20 protein-coding genes, 1 tRNA gene and 1 pseudogene are annotated in these 15297 nt (G+C 70.1%); 14 read left to right on the top strand and 8 right to left on the bottom strand.

Annotated features, from left to right (window positions below):
• Window positions 1-54 precede the first annotated feature (54 nt).
• The 14 genes and pseudogenes from ACF3NH_RS02005 to ACF3NH_RS01940 all read left to right on the top strand — a co-directional run.
• Window positions 55-2292 carry a VapE domain-containing protein gene (locus ACF3NH_RS02005; RefSeq protein WP_422921675.1) on the top strand — a complete coding sequence of 746 codons (2238 nt, stop codon included), beginning with the start codon at window positions 55-57 and terminating at the stop codon, window positions 2290-2292.
• Between the two features lie 277 nt (window positions 2293-2569).
• Window positions 2570-2851, top strand: coding sequence for a hypothetical protein (locus tag ACF3NH_RS02000; protein WP_422921674.1), 282 nt, complete (start codon window positions 2570-2572; stop codon window positions 2849-2851).
• Entirely contained in the window at window positions 2848-3024 is a 177-nt protein-coding gene (locus tag ACF3NH_RS01995; protein WP_422921673.1) for a hypothetical protein, read from the top strand. The genes ACF3NH_RS02000 and ACF3NH_RS01995 overlap by 4 nt, the downstream gene beginning before the upstream one ends.
• Before the next feature lie 739 nt (window positions 3025-3763).
• On the top strand, window positions 3764-3907 hold the full coding sequence (locus tag ACF3NH_RS01990; protein ID WP_422921672.1) for a hypothetical protein: 144 nt from the start codon (window positions 3764-3766) through the stop codon (window positions 3905-3907).
• Window positions 3904-4356, top strand: coding sequence for a hypothetical protein (locus ACF3NH_RS01985; RefSeq protein WP_422921671.1), 453 nt, complete (start codon window positions 3904-3906; stop codon window positions 4354-4356). Before ACF3NH_RS01990 ends, ACF3NH_RS01985 begins: the two co-directional genes overlap by 4 nt.
• A gap of 20 nt (window positions 4357-4376) precedes the next feature.
• Window positions 4377-4808, top strand: coding sequence for a hypothetical protein (locus ACF3NH_RS01980; protein ID WP_422921670.1), 432 nt, complete (start codon window positions 4377-4379; stop codon window positions 4806-4808).
• Window positions 4805-5026 carry a hypothetical protein gene (locus tag ACF3NH_RS01975; RefSeq protein ID WP_422921669.1) on the top strand — a complete coding sequence of 74 codons (222 nt, stop codon included), beginning with the start codon at window positions 4805-4807 and terminating at the stop codon, window positions 5024-5026. The genes ACF3NH_RS01980 and ACF3NH_RS01975 overlap by 4 nt, the downstream gene beginning before the upstream one ends.
• A gap of 54 nt (window positions 5027-5080) precedes the next feature.
• Window positions 5081-5560 carry a hypothetical protein gene (locus ACF3NH_RS01970; protein ID WP_422921668.1) on the top strand — a complete coding sequence of 160 codons (480 nt, stop codon included), beginning with the start codon at window positions 5081-5083 and terminating at the stop codon, window positions 5558-5560.
• The gene (locus tag ACF3NH_RS01965; RefSeq protein WP_422921667.1) at window positions 5560-5874 is read left to right on the top strand and encodes a hypothetical protein; all 315 of its coding nucleotides are present in this window, start codon (window positions 5560-5562) and stop codon (window positions 5872-5874) included. The genes ACF3NH_RS01970 and ACF3NH_RS01965 overlap by 1 nt, the downstream gene beginning before the upstream one ends.
• The gene (locus tag ACF3NH_RS01960) at window positions 5858-7132 is read left to right on the top strand and encodes a phage major capsid protein (protein WP_422921666.1); all 1275 of its coding nucleotides are present in this window, start codon (window positions 5858-5860) and stop codon (window positions 7130-7132) included. Before ACF3NH_RS01965 ends, ACF3NH_RS01960 begins: the two co-directional genes overlap by 17 nt.
• A 26-nt stretch (window positions 7133-7158) precedes the next feature.
• Window positions 7159-7677 (top strand): HK97 family phage prohead protease, encoded by a 519-nt coding sequence (locus tag ACF3NH_RS01955; protein WP_422921665.1) that lies wholly within the window; start codon window positions 7159-7161, stop codon window positions 7675-7677.
• The gene (locus tag ACF3NH_RS01950; RefSeq protein ID WP_422921664.1) at window positions 7677-8825 is read left to right on the top strand and encodes a phage portal protein; all 1149 of its coding nucleotides are present in this window, start codon (window positions 7677-7679) and stop codon (window positions 8823-8825) included. The genes ACF3NH_RS01955 and ACF3NH_RS01950 overlap by 1 nt, the downstream gene beginning before the upstream one ends.
• Window positions 8825-9058, top strand: a complete 234-nt coding sequence (locus tag ACF3NH_RS01945; protein WP_422921663.1) for a helix-turn-helix transcriptional regulator — start codon at window positions 8825-8827, stop codon at window positions 9056-9058. The genes ACF3NH_RS01950 and ACF3NH_RS01945 overlap by 1 nt, the downstream gene beginning before the upstream one ends.
• A pseudogene (locus ACF3NH_RS01940) lies at window positions 9055-10041 on the top strand (tyrosine-type recombinase/integrase); the annotation flags it as partial. The gene ACF3NH_RS01945 and the pseudogene ACF3NH_RS01940, both read left to right, overlap by 4 nt.
• Before the next feature lie 151 nt (window positions 10042-10192).
• Here ACF3NH_RS01940 and ACF3NH_RS01935 read toward each other — a convergent pair.
• The 8 genes from ACF3NH_RS01935 to hisG all read right to left on the bottom strand — a co-directional run bounded on the left by ACF3NH_RS01935 (window position 10193) and on the right by hisG (window position 15268).
• Window positions 10193-10268 (bottom strand) — tRNA-Phe (locus ACF3NH_RS01935).
• Between the two features lie 145 nt (window positions 10269-10413).
• Window positions 10414-10851: a septal ring lytic transglycosylase RlpA family protein gene (locus ACF3NH_RS01930; RefSeq protein ID WP_422921662.1), complete on the bottom strand. Its 438-nt coding sequence runs from the start codon at window positions 10849-10851 to the stop codon at window positions 10414-10416.
• A 72-nt stretch (window positions 10852-10923) separates the two neighbouring features.
• Complete coding sequence (gene yacG / locus ACF3NH_RS01925; RefSeq protein WP_422921661.1) at window positions 10924-11109, bottom strand: DNA gyrase inhibitor YacG; 186 nt, start codon at window positions 11107-11109, stop codon at window positions 10924-10926.
• Window positions 11099-12208 carry a ribonuclease E/G gene (locus tag ACF3NH_RS01920; RefSeq protein ID WP_422921660.1) on the bottom strand — a complete coding sequence of 370 codons (1110 nt, stop codon included), beginning with the start codon at window positions 12206-12208 and terminating at the stop codon, window positions 11099-11101. The genes yacG and ACF3NH_RS01920 overlap by 11 nt, the downstream gene beginning before the upstream one ends.
• Window positions 12193-12843, bottom strand: coding sequence for a Maf family protein (locus ACF3NH_RS01915; RefSeq protein ID WP_198366041.1), 651 nt, complete (start codon window positions 12841-12843; stop codon window positions 12193-12195). The genes ACF3NH_RS01920 and ACF3NH_RS01915 overlap by 16 nt, the downstream gene beginning before the upstream one ends.
• Window positions 12843-13061 (bottom strand): translation initiation factor IF-1, encoded by a 219-nt coding sequence (gene infA / locus ACF3NH_RS01910; protein ID WP_007003972.1) that lies wholly within the window; start codon window positions 13059-13061, stop codon window positions 12843-12845. Before infA ends, ACF3NH_RS01915 begins: the two co-directional genes overlap by 1 nt.
• Window positions 13062-13256: 195 nt before the next feature.
• Complete coding sequence (gene hisD, locus ACF3NH_RS01905) at window positions 13257-14567, bottom strand: histidinol dehydrogenase (RefSeq protein ID WP_422921659.1); 1311 nt, start codon at window positions 14565-14567, stop codon at window positions 13257-13259.
• Window positions 14564-15268, bottom strand: a complete 705-nt coding sequence (gene hisG, locus ACF3NH_RS01900; RefSeq protein WP_422921658.1) for an ATP phosphoribosyltransferase — start codon at window positions 15266-15268, stop codon at window positions 14564-14566. Before hisG ends, hisD begins: the two co-directional genes overlap by 4 nt.
• Window positions 15269-15297: the final 29 nt, after the last annotated feature.

Genomic DNA, 15297 nt, shown 5'->3' with positions numbered 1-15297 from the left:
TCCGGGGAGCCCCTATCAGCGCACCGGCTACCTGCTGGTGGTGGAGGGCCTGCGATGAGCGCCGCCACGCAGCAGCCCGACCCCACAACCGCCCTCCGCCTGCGGCTGCTGGCGAACGGCTATGCGCCGATCCCCGTCACCGCGCCGAATTACAAGCACGAGAAGGTCAAGAGCCCCGGCAAGCAGCCGTTCTTCAAGGGCTGGAACACGGTGCGTCCAGGGACCGTTACCGCCGACATGGTGGCCGCGTGGCCGGCAACAATCCACAACCATCCGAACACCGGCCTTGTCTGTGGCGAGCTTGTCGGGGTGGATATCGACGTGCACGAAGAAGGCCTTGCAAGACGGCTTGAGGGGCTGGCGCGGACCATGCTGGGGGAGACGCCATTGCTCCGCATCGGGCGGGCGCCAAAACGCCTCCTGGCTTATCGGGCCGTGGTGCCGTTCGACAAGCTGATGACGGCGCCGACGATGAAGCTACCGGACGGCACCAGCGCGCAAGTCGAGGTGTTGGCAGACGGTCAGCAGTTCGTGGGGTATGGCCTGCATCCCGATACCGGGCGGGATTATGAATGGCCCGATAGCGGTCCTGACAGCACGCCCCTGGACGAGCTGCCGGCCGTCACGGCGGCGACCATGGCTGGCTTCATCACCGCGGCCGAGGCCATGATCCGTGCAGCGGGCGGAAGGACCGACAAGGACCGCGAGGACGAGCTGGCAGCGGAAGCCGATCCGATCCTGTCGGATGGCGCGGGGGAGAAGCCCTCAGCACGAAGGGCTGGCGGTTATCGGGCCCCTACCCGCGACGAAGTGGAAAGCGCCCTGGCGGCCGTCCCGAACCGGCATGACTGGCATGGCTGGGTGAAGATTGGCGCCGCCATCTATGACGCCCTGGCCGACGATGGCGAAGACCTGTTCATGGCTTGGTCGGCGCAGTCCTCCAAGCATGACGAGGCTGCCACCCGCACCAAATGGGCCAGCTTCCGCACCAGCAGCTTGCGGATCAAAGCAGCATCGCTGTTCTGGGAAGCGCGCCAGAACGGCTGGAAGCCGGAGCGGAAGGGGAACAACGACAACACCGGCCGAACCAGCTCCCCGGAGGGCGCCGCGCCCTGGCTCCGGGACTGCCAGACCGACAAGGAAGGCGACCCGCGCGGCAATCTGGCGAACGTCATGCTGGCGCTCCGCGCCGACCGGCAGCTCACGGATCTGCTGGCCTATGACCAGATGCTGCGGGCCGAGATCCTGGCGCGGCCGGTGCCGTCCAGCCTGTGCCCGCCGGAAGAGGCGCGACCGGTGCAGGATGCCGATGTCAGCGCCTTACAGGAGTTCCTGCAACGCCAGGGACTGGAGAGGGTGAGCAAGGACACGGTGCACCAGGCCGTGTCGCTGCGGGCCAGGGAACGGGGCTTTCACCCGGTGCAGCAGTACCTGAACGGCTTGTTCTGGGACGGGCAGCCGCGGCTGGCGACGTGGCTGCACACCTATCTCGGCGCCGAGGCCACGCCCTACACCGCCGGCATCGGCACCATGTTCATGGTTGCCATGGTGGCCCGCGTGTTCCAGCCCGGCTGCAAGGCCGACTACATGATGGTGCTGGAAGGCGCGCAGGGGGCGATGAAATCCACCGCCTGCGCCATCCTCGGCGGGCCGTGGTTCAGCGACAACCTGCCGGATATCCGCGGCGGCAAGGACGTGTCGCAGCACCTGAACGGCAAGTGGCTGATCGAGGTGGCCGAGATGTCGGCGCTCGACAAGGCCGAGGCCGCCGCGCTGAAGGCCTTCATCACCCGGCCCATCGAGCGCTACCGCCCGAGCTACGGCCGGAAGGACGTGATCGAGCCCCGGCAGTGCGTCTTCATCGGCACCACCAACAAGACCGCCTACCTGCGGGATGAGACCGGCGGGCGGCGGTTCTGGCCGGTGAAGGTGGCGCCGGTGCTGGACGTGGCCGGGCTGGTCCGGGGCCGCGACCAGCTCTTTGCCGAGGCCTATGCCCTGTATCGCCAGGGCACGCCGTGGTGGCCGTCCCGGGACTTCGAGGCCGAGCACATCCGCAGCGAGCAGGAACAGCGCTACGAGGCCGATGCCTGGGAACAGGCCATCGCGGAATGGCTGCACAGCAAGGACAAGGTGACAGTGCTGGCCGTGGCTCGTGGCGCCCTGGGTATCGAGACGGCGAAGATCGGCACGGCCGACCAGCGGCGCATCGCCGCCGCGCTGGAGCGGCTCGGCTGGGGGCGGCGAGCCTCGAACGGAATTAAGTGGTGGCTCAAGGAGGGGCGGCCATGAGTGTCGCACTCTCGAAAGTGCGACACTGCGACCCTCAGCAAAAACAATGCGCTAAGGGCACAGTGTCGCACAGTGTCGCACATTCCCCTACGAGGTCTGTAGGAGTTATCTACCCCCCTACCAGCACCACTACCCCTAGGAAGTACGTAGGGGAAAATGCGGCACTGTGCGACACTGCGGCACTGAACGCTGAGATATCAACGGCTTACCCAGTGCCGCACTTTGCGGTGCGGCACTCCCCGCGCGCCGCCCCCGTCCCGAGCCGGAGCCGCCCGGCATGAGCCGCTATCCCATCCGCATCGGCGCGGCCGACCTGGAGGATGCGCGGGAGGCCGGTAGGGACTTCGCCCGTTCGGTCATGGCCTGGGCGACCGATCAGGACGACGCCACGGCTGCCCTGTACCAGGCCGAGGAATGTATCGAGGCGACGGCGGCGAATGCCGGCTACGCCCGCCCCGAGGTCCTGACCCTTGCCAACGCCTTCTTCGACGCGGCCCAGGCCGAACATCTCCGCCTATATGCGGCAGGCTGCTGCGGTAGCCGGGCAGGCCATGCATGATCCGCGTCCTGTTGCTGCCCGATGCCTGCGATCCAGAGGGTGCGCCACGGCCCGCGCTGGCGATCCCCGGCCGGGCCAGGCCGACCGTCTTCCCGAGTCTCGCGGAAGCCCTGGCGGCGCTGCGACGGCTGGAGGAGGGCGGGGCATCTCTCGCCAGCGCGCCCGCCGAATGAAAATCGCTCAGGGCTGCCCGGCTAGACCGCGCCCCCTAGGTGATTTTCGCTAAATCACCATGTTTTTGGGAACAGAGGGTCGAGGCGCATTGCATGCCGGGCGAATATCCGGGCATGCAATGCGCGCGATCTTTAATCCGCACGCTGGAAAAATCACCTGGGGTCGCGGTCTAGCGCGGCAGCTCTGAGCGATTTTCCGATTGGCTCAGTGCGCTGCCCGGTCCCGATGCGTGATCCAGTAGCTGAGCACGGCGGCGGCCAGCAGACCAAACGGCCCGATGGACAGAAGGGCGAGTTCCGAAAGCGTCATTCTTTCATCCCTTCCAGAAGTGCGCGTGCCGGTTCTGCCAGGCGCAAAGGTATGGGCAATACGACCATACCTTGAGGTACATGCGTCTTACTTCGGCAAAGCCTTATCGAGCAGCCGCCGCACCGCCTCGGGCCGGGAAGGCGCGTCATCCTGCCGCTCTATCCAAGTATCCAGGCGAGCCAGAGCCTCAGGCTGGAGCCTGAGCATAATCGGCGTCCCTGCCTGAGGCGGTCGCTTTTTCGTGGTATCACGAGTTGACGGCGGCATGCATTGCTGATATCACGAAAGCGGCCGGGGAGGAAGGTGGCACTTCCTGTCCCGGCCTAACCACCACCCGTTCGCTTGGAGAACCGGCAATGGCTAACTGCGCCGAATACGCGCGCACTGACTGCGCGTCCAGAAGAAGACCGCCGCCCAAGGTCGCTCACGGTGAGCGACCTGTTGGACGCCTACGACGCGCCGCGGCCCTTCCCCGCCCGGACCCAGGAGGCGCGCGGTCAGTGCGCGCCGGTGGTTTCGCACCGCCGCGGTTCCAAACTCTGCACGGTGATCGAGGGCGAGGTGGTGCGATGAGCCGCCCCGCACCCTTCTGCGCTGCCCCGGCGCAAAAGCCCTACCGCTCCGGCTTCCTGCGGCGCTCCCTGGCCTATATGGCGAACGGCGACCGGCCGCCGGTCTTGGCCTTCGTCTGGCCGGCGCGGGCCCTGCTGTTGCATATCGGCAGTGTGCCGTCGTGCAACGTGCTGGAGCGGTCGGAGCACGTGGCGGAGTGGATCAGGCTGACGGAGGAGAAGGCGGACGTTTCGCGGCAAGTTGCCGCGAAACCCCCCGGCCGCCCGGAGGGGGGACGCAAGGCCGCCGCGCGCGAGATCGGCGTTGATGAGAAGGCCGCGCGCCGCGCCGCCAAGGTCGCCGGCCTGTCGGAGCGGGCGAAGGATGCGGCCGAAACCGCCCTCCGCGCCAGCATCGCCGCCTGCTGCATCGTCTTCGTGGCCTGCGCCGGCTGGGCGGTGACGCTGTGACCGCGCGCAGAAGAATGCTCATGGCCGCGGCCCTGGCGCCCGTGGCGGTTGCGCCGGTGGTGGCAAAGGTCATCCATATTGATGATACCCTTCTCCTCAATGTTGAGGAGAACCCCGACGCCGAGCTGATCGCCCTGTGCCAGCGTGTCCTCAATATTGAGGACACATGGGACCGGCTGTTCGAACTGGAATGCGAGGCGGACGAGGCCGGCGACAAGGTGGAGCGCGACCGCTTCGGCGATGCCCAGCGGGCGCTGGTCCCGGAGATGAACGAGACCCTGGCCGCCCTGCATGAGATCCCGGCGCAGACGACGGCCGGGCTGGTCTGGAGGGCGCGCGTCATGCGCCGCCGGGTACAGGCCGCTCTCGACGGCGACGCCCTCAACTCGGAAGAGCTGGCCGTGTGGAGCCTCACCGAAGATATTCTGCGGCAGCTGGGAGGTCAGGCATGAGGCGGCTCCGCAAGCTCTGGCTCCGCATCCGCATCCGTTGCCTTGAGCTGGAGCTGGCCTGGCGCGAGGGGCGGAAGCAGGCGCTGGCCGCCGAGATCGAGGAGCAGTTCGGCTACGAGCCCGGCTGGCTTCTCCTGCCGGGAAATGCCGAGAAGCATCTTTCCTGGCTGGAGCAGCGGCAGAGGTGGCATAAGGCGGGACACATAAATCCCCATTGAGCTTGGTTGGCAACATGGCTATATTAGCTCAGTCAAGCTTTCTGAGGTGTGGCCGTGCCCAAGCCCGACGAGCCCTTGCCGCAAGGCCCCTTTCCCTCCCCGGTCATCGCGGCGGCCCTCGGACTCGCGCAGTCCACCATCGGCACCTGGGGCTCCCGCGGCATGTTCGATCACTACGACTTCGGCCGCGGCGGACGGGGCCGCCCCATGCAGATGTCCTTGCGTGACGCCCTGGCGACGGCGCTGCTGGTCCACAAGACCCGCAGCGGCATCGAAGCGGTGGAGCTCGAGAATCCGAGCGTGTTCTATCGCTATGCCGACATGTGGCTCAGGGCGCTGCACCAGGCGAAGCGCCCTCGGCAGATGATCATCTCCTACTTCGGCATCCCCGGGGAGGGCAGGGTTCGCATTGGCATCAACGCGGACGCGCTGGAGAACCCGCCGGAGGATCAGGAGCCGCCGACCGTCGAGCTCGTTTTCGATCTCGACACGATCTTCGGCAATTTGATCACGAAGCTGCGGGGCAATGCCTGATGCGCTTCGAGATCCTCGCGCTGCGCCCCTTCGAAGGCTTCCCCAGCGAGGGCTACTGCGCTGAGGTCACGCTCGGCTATGCCGACATGACCATCTCCGGCTGCCGTCTGGGCCATGACTGCCATGGCAAGCCGTTCGTCGCCTTCCCCAAGCTCACCGGCCAGCGGGCCCGCATCCACGTCAAGGATGGCGGCACCCGGCGGAAGATGGTGAGTGATGCGGCCACGCTCTACGAGCAGATGAAGGCCGCCGCCGAAACGCCCGTCGCGAAGGCATCGTCTGTTTGGGACAATCGCGATGCCGTCCATCCGTGACCTGATCTCTCGCCGCGAAGCCATCCGCGCCGAGCTGCACGACATCCTCGCCAAGCATCCCGACGGCGCGCTGCCGGACGAGACGCGCGCCCGCGCCGATGCGCTGGAGGCCGAAGCGCTGCGCGTGACCGACGCCGAGCGCCGCCAGGCCATGCTCGACGATCTCGACCGCCGCGCCGCCGGCCAGCCCCTGAACGGCACCGGCGATGCCAACTTGGATCGCGAGGCGGCTCGCGTCGGCCTGCTCGACGTGGTGCGGGCCGGCATGGGGGGTAACGATCACGCCGCCGGCCGCGCCCGCGAGATCAGCGCCGAGCTGGAGCGCCGCTCCGGTCGTAAGGCGCAGGGTCTCTACTGGCACATGGGCCAGCCCATGGAGCAGCGCGTGCTGACCACGGCGGCCCCGGCGGGCGGTCCCGGCAGCAACCTGATCGCGACCGAGCATCGCCCGGACCTGTTCATCGACCGCCTGCGCAACACCACGCGGGTGCGCTCGCTAGGCGCGACGGTGCTCACCGGCCTGACCGGCAATCTCTCCATCCCGCGCCGGAAGGCTAGCGTGACCGCCGGCTGGGTGGCCGAGAACAGCCCCCTGCCGAACAGCGATCCGCAGTTCGAGGCGATTACCCTGACGCCGAAGCATGCCGGCGTGATCAGCGAATGGTCGCGCAACATGGTGCTGCAGAGCAGCCCGGACGTCGAGCAGCTCGCCCGGAACGATATGGCGCTGGAACTGGCCGAGAAGCTGGACACGGCCGCCATCGCCGGAACGGGCACCAGCAACCAGCCGCGCGGCATCCTGAACACCGCGGGCATCGGCACCGTCTCCCTCGGCACGAATGGCGGCGCGCTGACCTATGACGCGGTGGCCGATCTGGTCGGGCTGGTGGACGACGCGAATGCCTCCGGCACCGGCTTCCTGATCAACAGCAAGACCCGTCGCGCCGCCGCGAAGTTGAAGGACAGCACGGGCGTTCCCCTGGGCCTCGCCACGGTGTTCCAGGGCCAGACGGTCGCCGTCAGCAACCTGGTGCCGAGCAACCTGAGCAAGGGCACCGGCAACAACCTCTCGGCGCTGATCTATGGCAACTGGTCGGATCTACTGATCGGTGTCTGGTCCGAGCTCGACGTTCTGGTGAACCCGTACGAGAGCACGGCCTACTCGAAGGGCAATGTGCAGATCCGGGCGATGATGACGGTGGATATCGCCGTGCGTCACCCGGAGAGCTTCGCGGCCATCACCGACGCGGTGGCCTGATGAGCGCGGCCCGGTTCCCTGACGGGATGGAAAGGCGCGCGGCCGTCGAGCTGCGCGCCTCCGGGCGCCGCCTGGAAGGCTATGCGGCCTCCTTCGGCGTGCCCGCCCAGATCGGTGGCTTCGTCGAGGTGATCCAGCCCGGCGCCTTCCGGGCCGCGCTCCTGATGAAGAAGGACGTGCTGGCCCTGGTGGATCACGATCCCGGCCGCCTGCTGGCCCGCACCAGCTCCGGCACGCTGCGGCTGGAGGAGGACGCGAAGGGCCTGCGCTTCGAGCTGGACGTGCCCGACACCCAGCTTGGCCGCGACGTGCTGGCCCTGGCCGAGCGCCGCGATCTGGGCGGCATGTCCTTCGGCTTCCGTGTCAATGACGAGGCGTGGCCGACGCGGGACCGGCGGGAGCTGCGCGCGGTGGATCTGATCGAGGTCAGCATCGTGCAGGCGCATCCGGCCTACAGCCAGACCACGATCAGCGCGCGGGCGCGCACCATGGGCCACGCCGAAGCGGTCGCCCGCCTGCGCCGCGCGATGGTGGAGGCGCTGTGATGGCCGGCCTTCTCTCTCGCATTCTCCGGCGCCCGGCTGAGACGCGGGCCCTGGACTACGAGACCTTTGGTCGCTTCTTCGGCATCGCGCAGACGCCGGGGGCCGGGCATGTCAGTCCGCGGCTGGCCGAGAACCTTGCGACCGTCACGGCCTGCGTCGGGGCCGTCAGCAGCGTCATGGCGAGCCTGCCGGCCTATGTGTACCGGCGGGCGCCGGGTGGCCGCACGGAGCTGTACGACCATCCGGTGGCCCGCCTGGTGCGCCGGCCGAACAGCCATCAGTCCTGGCCGGATCTGGTCGAATGGCTGATGGCCCAGGCGCTGCTGCACGGCAATGCCCTGGCCGAGATCCAGTATGACGGCGCCGGGCGCGCCACGGCGCTAGTGCCCGTACCCTGGCCGCTGGTGAGCGTGGTGGCGCTGCCGAGCGGGCGTATCGCCTACGACATCGCGCCGGTGAACGGGCCACGCCGCCGGCTGCTGGAAGGCGAGGTGTTCCACCTGCGCGACCGCAGCGACGACGGCATCGTCGGGCGCTCCCGCATCAGCCGCGCGCCGGAGGTGTTGGGTATCGCCATCAGCGCCAACACGGCGGTGAACAAGCTCTACTCTGGTGGACTGAGGACGCAGGGCTTCATTGAGGCGCCGAACATCCTGACGGACGCTCAGCGCACTGATGCTGAGGGATGGGCGGGCAGGATCCGCGAGGCGATGCAGCATGGCCGCCTGCCGCTGCTGGAAGGCGGTTTCCGGTTCAACAATGCCTCGCTCAGCCCCGAAGATGCCGAGTTGCTGGAAAGCCGCCGCTTCAGCGTGGAGGAGTTGTGCCGGCTGTTCCAGGTGCCGCCGCCCATCGTCCAGGATCTGAGCCACGGCACCTTCACAAACTCCCGCGAGGCCGGGCGCTGGTTCGCGCAGTTCAGCCTGGCGCCCTGGGCGCGGAAGATCGAGGCCGAGTTTGAGCGCAGCGTATTCGGCGCGAGCAGCGCGGATTGCCTGCTGGAGCTGGATATGTCGGGGCTGATGCGGGCTGACGCCGAGGCGCGCTGGCAGAGCCACAAGATCGCTGTGGACGCCGGTATTCTCGATGCCGACGAGATCCGCGAAATCGAGGGCTGGAACCCGCGGGGGCAGGCGGCGGGCGCCTGATGGCAAAGCTCGATGCCCTTCCCCTGAGCCTTCCGCCGCTGGGCCTGTGCCGGGCGACGGCGGCGGCCTTCCTGGGCATCAGCACCACCACCTTTGACGAGATGGTGAAGGATGGCCGGATGCCGGGCGCCAAGCGGATCGGCAGCCGGAAGGTGTGGGACCGGCGGGCGCTGGAGGTGGCGTTCGCGGCGCTTCCCGGTGACGGTGATGCCAATCCCTGGGACGAGGCATGATCAAGGTCGAGCGTCACTACCGGCACGTCGTCCGCGACACCGACCGGCACGGCAATGTGCGGGTGTATCTGCGGCAGCCGGGCAAGCCCAAGATGCGGCTGTATGCCGAGCCGGGAACGGACGCTTTCGATGCCGAGTATCGGGCGGCCGTGAATGCCAAGCCGAAGAAGCCCGCGCCGCAGCTTGGCAAGGTGCTTCCGGGGAGCGTCGACGCCCTGTGCATCGCCTACTACAAATCGGCCGAGTTCCGACGGATGGACGAGCGCACGCAGCGTGTGCGGCGGCAGATCCTTGACCGCTTCCGGGTCGAGCGTGGCGACAAGCCTGCCGCCCGCCTGGAGCCGCGGCACCTGGTGGTGATCCGGGATGCCAAGGCGGACACCCCCGAGGCCGCCAACGGCCTCCTGAAGGCGCTGAGAGCCGCCTACCGGCACGGCATGGCTGTGGGCCTGGTGGATCAGAACCCGGCCCTGCGCGTCTCCTACCTGCCCGGAAGCGCCGAGGGCTTCCACGCCTGGACGCTGGAGGAGGTGGCCCGCTTCGAGGCGCATTGGCCCGTGGGGAGCAAGCCGCGTCTTGCCTTGGCGCTCCTGCTCTACACCGGGCAGCGCCGCAGCGATGTGGTGCAGTTCGGCCGGCAGCATGTGCGGGATGGCTGGCTGCGGTTCACTCAGCACAAGAACCGGAGCAAGCGGCCGGTGCGTCTGGAACTGCCCATCATCCCGGAGCTTCAACAGGCCATCGACGCCACGCCCACCGGCGAGCTGGCTTTCCTGGTGAGCGGGAAGGGGACGCCCTACTCGGCCGAGACCTTCGGCAATAGCTTTCGGCGCTGGTGCCGAGAGGCCGGGCTGCCGCTTTGCTCTCCACATGGGCTGCGTAAGGCGGCTGCGGCGCGGCTGGCCGAGCTTGGGTGCAGCGCACACGAGATCATGGCTGTGACGGGCCATCGGACCTTGAAGGAGGTGGATCGGTATACCCGCGGCGCGGCCCAGCGGGTGATGGCGGAGAGCGCTTTCTCCCGCCTCATTGCGGCGTCGGCCGGCAATGAAAAGTCCCACTCAAACCTGGCGGGGTCTGAGTGGGACGAAAGCGATAGTCAAGCTACTGAAAACAAAGGAGATAGTAAGTGGATGGTGCCCAGAGCCGGAATCGAACCAGCGACACTGCGATTTTCAGTCGCATGCTCTACCAACTGAGCTATCTGGGCCCATGGCCGGGGCGCCGTATCGGCCGCCCCCGGTAGAGGAGGCGCTGATTAAACCAAGGGTCAGGGCTTGTCCAGAGGCCGGGCCGGCACCCTTGGAAAAAGCCCAGCGGAAAAAACCCAGCGGGAAAAGCCCAGCGGGAAAAGCTCAGCCCGGATCCTGCCGCCCGCCCAGCGGCACGATCTCGACCATGGCGGTGCCCTGCTCGCGCATGCCGAGCTGGGTGGCGACGCGCGGGCTGACATCGAGCACGCGGCCGCGCTTGAACGGCCCGCGATCCTCGATGGTGACGACGGCGGTGCGCCCGTTCTCCAGGTTGCGGACCCGCGCCCGGGTGCCGAGCGGCAGGGTGCGGCTGGCGGCCGAGGCGGAATTGCGATGGAAGCGCTTGCCATTCGCCATCCGCTTGCCGTGGAAGCGCTCGGCGTAGAAGGAGGCGTGGCCGCGCTGTGGCTTGGCCTGCGGGCCCGCCACGCCGCGCTGCGCCGCCGTCTCGCGCCGCTCCCGCGCCCCGGCGGGCTCCGGCGGCAGGGCAAAGGCGAGGCCCAGCCCCAGGCAGGCTGCAAGCATGGTGAAACGTCGCATCCTATCCTCCTGTTCCGGCGAGCTTCCTAGAAATCCTTACGCTTGGCCCGTGGAATGGTTGCCCCGGGCCACCTACCGCTCCCCGTCCTCCTCCACCTCGGCGGGGGGGCCGGGAATGGCGTAATCGCCGTTCAGCCAGCGGCCGAGGTCGATCTGCTTGCAGCGGGTCGAGCAGAAGGGGCGGGTGTCCGGCTGCGAGGGCTTGCCGCAGACCGGGCAGCCGGCCTTGCGGGCGGGGCGGCGGGTTTCATCCGGCATGGACGTGCTCCTGTCCGGGGGGGCAGAGCGGGTCGGGCCGCAGGTGCAGCGGCCCGGCCGCGCGGTGGAACTCCTCCAGCGCGCCGGGCCAGTCGCGCAGGGCGGCCAGCACGGCGGGGGAGGCGGTCAGGGTCAGCGGGGCGCCGGGGCGGGCGGCGGCGTCCCGCAGGCCGCGCCGCAGCGCCAGCAGGCCACGGCTGAGGGGCGAGGGCGGCAGGCCCACCACCTCGTGCCAGGGCCGGTGGGTGCGGCGGCGCTGCAACTCGATCAGGCCCAGCCCGGTCAGGCCGATCAGCCGCAGGTCGGGGTCGGGCGCGGCGGCCTCGGCCATGGCGGGCAGCAAGGCCTTGCGGCGCGCCACCGCGAGCCCCGCCATGTCGATCAGGATGGCGCCGGCGAGGTGCCGCAGCCGGATCTGCCGCGCCGCCTCGGCCAGCGCGGCGGTGTTCAGCGCCCGGTGCGCGGCGGCGTCGCGCCGGCCCGCCGCGCTGCCCGCGTCGATGTCGATGGCGACGAGGGCCGGTGTCGGATGGATCGTCAGCCGCCCGCCGCCCTCCAGCGGAACCTCGGGCGAGGCCAGCAGGTCGAACGCCGTCTCCAGCGCGTCGTCGAAGGCCGGAGCGGTGGAGAAGGCCACGCGCTCCGGCCCCAGCGCCGCGCGCAGCCGGGCGGCGCTGGCGGCGTCATCGGTGCGCAGCAGGGCCGTGGGATGCGCGGCTGCGAGGCGCAGCGGCGCGTCCGGACCGCGCGCCAGCAGGCGCGGCGGGCCTTCGGGCGCGCCGTCCCCCGGCCGCAGCGCCAGGCGCGGCCCCTTGCCGCCCTGCGCCGCGCGGGTGACGGCGACGCGCAGCCACTCGCCCTCGCCGCGGCCCTTGGCGCCCGCGGAATCGGGCAGGAAGCCGGTCTCGCCCCCGGCCATGGCCAGGAAGGCCCCGGCCATGGCCGGGGCGCGGGCGGCGAGGCGGGCGATGTGCAGATCGCCGATGCCCTCCGGCCGGGCCGGACGCTCGATGAAGGCGGCCTCCAGCCGGCCATCGGCCAGGAGGGCGGTCCGCTGCTCGCCGGGCGAGGCGGAGACCAGGATCAGGGGCGCAGCCACCCGATGCCCCGCAGCAACTGCGCGGTCTCGTGCAACGGCAGGCCGACGACGTTGGAATGGCTGCCCGACAGGAAGCGGACGAAGGCCTCCGCCGATTCCTGGATGGTGTAGCCGCCCGCCTTGCCGCGCCATTCCCCGCCGGCGAGATAGGCCTCGACCTGCTGCGGCGTCAGGCGCTGGAAGGTGACCGTGGTCTCCACCAGCCGGGTCAGCACGCGGCCCTCCGGCAGGGCGAGGGCGACGCCGGTGTGCACGCGGTGGCGGCGGCCGGAGAGCAGGGCCAGGCAGTCCCGCGCCTCGGCCTCGGTCTCGGCCTTGGGCAGGATGCGGCGGCCGACCCCCACCACCGTATCGGCGGCGAGCACGAGATGCCCGGGCCAGCGGGCGCGCGCGGCCTCGGCCTTCTGGCGCGAGAGGCGGCCGGCGAGCTGGCGTGGCAGTTCGTCCCGCGCCGGCGTCTCGTCGATCCCGGGTGCCCAGATCGCCGCCGGGGTGATGCCGATCCGCGCCAGCAGGTCGCGGCGGCGCGGGCTTGCGCTGGCCAGCAGCAGCGGCGGGCGGGCGGGCCCGGAAGGGGGAGGGGGCAGGGCGCCCTCGCGGGTCGCTTCCAGGGCCGGCGGGCCCGCCACGGACATTACTTGAACCGGAAGGTGATACGGCCCTTGGTCAGGTCGTAGGGCGTCATCTCCACGTTCACGCGGTCCCCGGCCAGGACGCGGATGCGGTTCTTGCGCATCTTGCCGCTGGTATGGGCCAGGACCATGTGCTCGTTGTCGAGCTTCACGCGGAACATCGCGTTGGGAAGGAGCTCGACGACCTGGCCGCTGAACTCGATCATATCTTCTTTTGACATCAGGCCTCTTTCGGCATGGTTTCGGCTTGGGGGCGCACGGGAATGCGCCAGCGGCGCGGACCATGATGGCCCCTGCCCTGGCGGTCAAGAATGGCCGGGGCGGCGCGAGGCCGCGCCCGCCCTCCGGTCGGGGGCAGAAATGGCGTCAGGCGGCCGATTCTTCAACCATCGGAGCGCGCGGCTCACCCGGGCCCGTCACGTGGGCTCGCCGCCGCGCTGGCCCAGCCGGAGGGCCAGGCTGCGGGCATGGGCGGTCAGGCCCTCCGCCTCGGCCAGGGCGATGGCGGCGGGGCCGACCGCCTCCAGGCCCCGCGCCTCGGCGCTGATCCAGGTGGTGCGCTTGAGGAAGTCGAAGACCGACAGGCCGGAGGCGAAGCGCGCCGTGCGGCCGGTCGGCAGCACATGGTTCGGCCCGGCGACGTAGTCGCCCAGCGCCTCCGGGCAATGCGGGCCCAGGAAGGCGGCGCCGGCATGGCGGATGCGGGCGAAGAGCGCCTCGGGCTCGGCCACCATCACCTCGAGGTGCTCGGGCGCCAGCCGGTCCACCAGCGCCGCGCCCTCCTCCCAGTCGCGCACCACCAGGATGGCGCCGTGGCGGCGCCAGCTCTCGGCGGCGATGGCGGCGCGCGGCAGGCTGGCCAGCTGCTCCCGCACCGCCTGCTCGACGGCATGCGCCATCTGCCCGCTGGTGGTGATCAGGATGGCCTGGGCGCTTTCGTCGTGCTCGGCCTGGGCCAGCAGGTCGATGGCGATCAGCGCCGGGTCCTGCGAGGCATCGGCCAGCACCACCACCTCGGACGGGCCGGCGATCGAATCGATGCCGACCCGGCCGAAGACCTGCCGCTTGGCCTCGGCCACATAGGCATTGCCCGGCCCGGCGACGCGGTCCACCGGCGCGATGCTCTCGGTGCCCCAGGCCAGGGCGGCGATGGCCTGGGCGCCGCCGACGCGCCAGATCTCGGTGACGCCGGCCCGTTGCGCGGCGGCCAGCACCAGCGGGTTCAGCGCCCCGTCCGGCGTCGGCACGCAGATGGCGACGCGCGGCACCCCGGCGACGCGCGCCGGGATGGCGTTCATCAGCACCGAGGAGGGATAGGCCGCCTTGCCGCCCGGCACGTAGAGACCGACGGCATCGACCGCGCTCCAGCGCAGGCCGAGGGTCAGGCCCAGCGGATCGTCCATCTCGAGGTCGCGCGGCAGCTGCGCCTGGTGGAAGCGCTCGATGCGGGTGGCGGCGAGGTCCAGCGCGTCCAGCAGCTCGGGCGCGCAGGCGGCGGCGGCGGCCGCGATCTCGGCCTCGCCGACGCGCAGCGCCGCGGCGTCGCGCGGGGTCCAGCGGTCGAAGCGGGCGGTCAGGTCGAGCAGGGCGGCGTCGCCGCGCGCGCGGATCTCGCCGATGATGCTGGCGACGGCGGCGTCGACCCGGGCGGTGGTGTCGCGCGCCTGGTCGAGCAGGGCGCGGAAGCCGGCCTCGAAGCCGGGCTCGGCGGTGGAGAGGCGGATCATGCGGCGACCTCGGCCAGGGCGGCGCGGAAGCGGGCGAGCCAGACGCCGATCGCCTCGGGCTGGGTCTTCAGCGCGGTGCGGTTGACGATCAGGCGGGAGGTGACCTGGGCGATGACGTCGGTCTCCACCAGCCCGTTGGCCTTCAGCGTCGAGCCGGTCTGCACCAGGTCGACGATGGCGCGGGAGAGGCCGAGCGAGGGGGCCAGCTCCATGGCGCCGTTCAGGTGCACCACCTCGGCCTGGATGCCGTGCGCGGCGAAGTGGCGGCGGGCGATGTTGGGGTACTTGGTGGCGACGGCGAGGCGGGATTCGCGGGTCAGGCCGCCGGCGCCCGCCATCTCCTCCGGCTCGGCCACGCTGACGCGGCAGCGGCCGATGCCGAGATCGAGCGGCGCGTAGATCTCCGGATAGTCATGCTCCATCAGCACGTCCGCCCCGCAGATGCCGATCTGGGCGGCGCCGAAGGCGACGAAGGTGGCGACGTCGAAGGAGCGGACGCGCACCACGTCGAGCGCCGGGTCGTTGGTCTCGAAGCGCAGGCGGCGGCTGGACTCGTGGTGGAAATCCTCGGCCGGCACGATGCCGGCGCGGACCAGCAGCGGCCTGACCTCCTTCAGGATGCGCCCCTTGGGCAGGGCCAGCACCAGCGGCTGGGCGGCATTCCCGGCGACCGGGGTGAGGGGCGAGATCGGCAGGTCCATGACGGGTTGTATCACCGCTTCCGAGACGG

The sequence above is a fragment of the Pseudoroseomonas sp. WGS1072 genome (assembly GCF_049340465.1).
GTDB lineage: Bacteria > Pseudomonadota > Alphaproteobacteria > Acetobacterales > Acetobacteraceae > Pseudoroseomonas.
The sequence above is the reverse complement of the archived record's forward strand: the minus strand, read 5'-3'. Positions and strand labels throughout refer to the sequence as shown.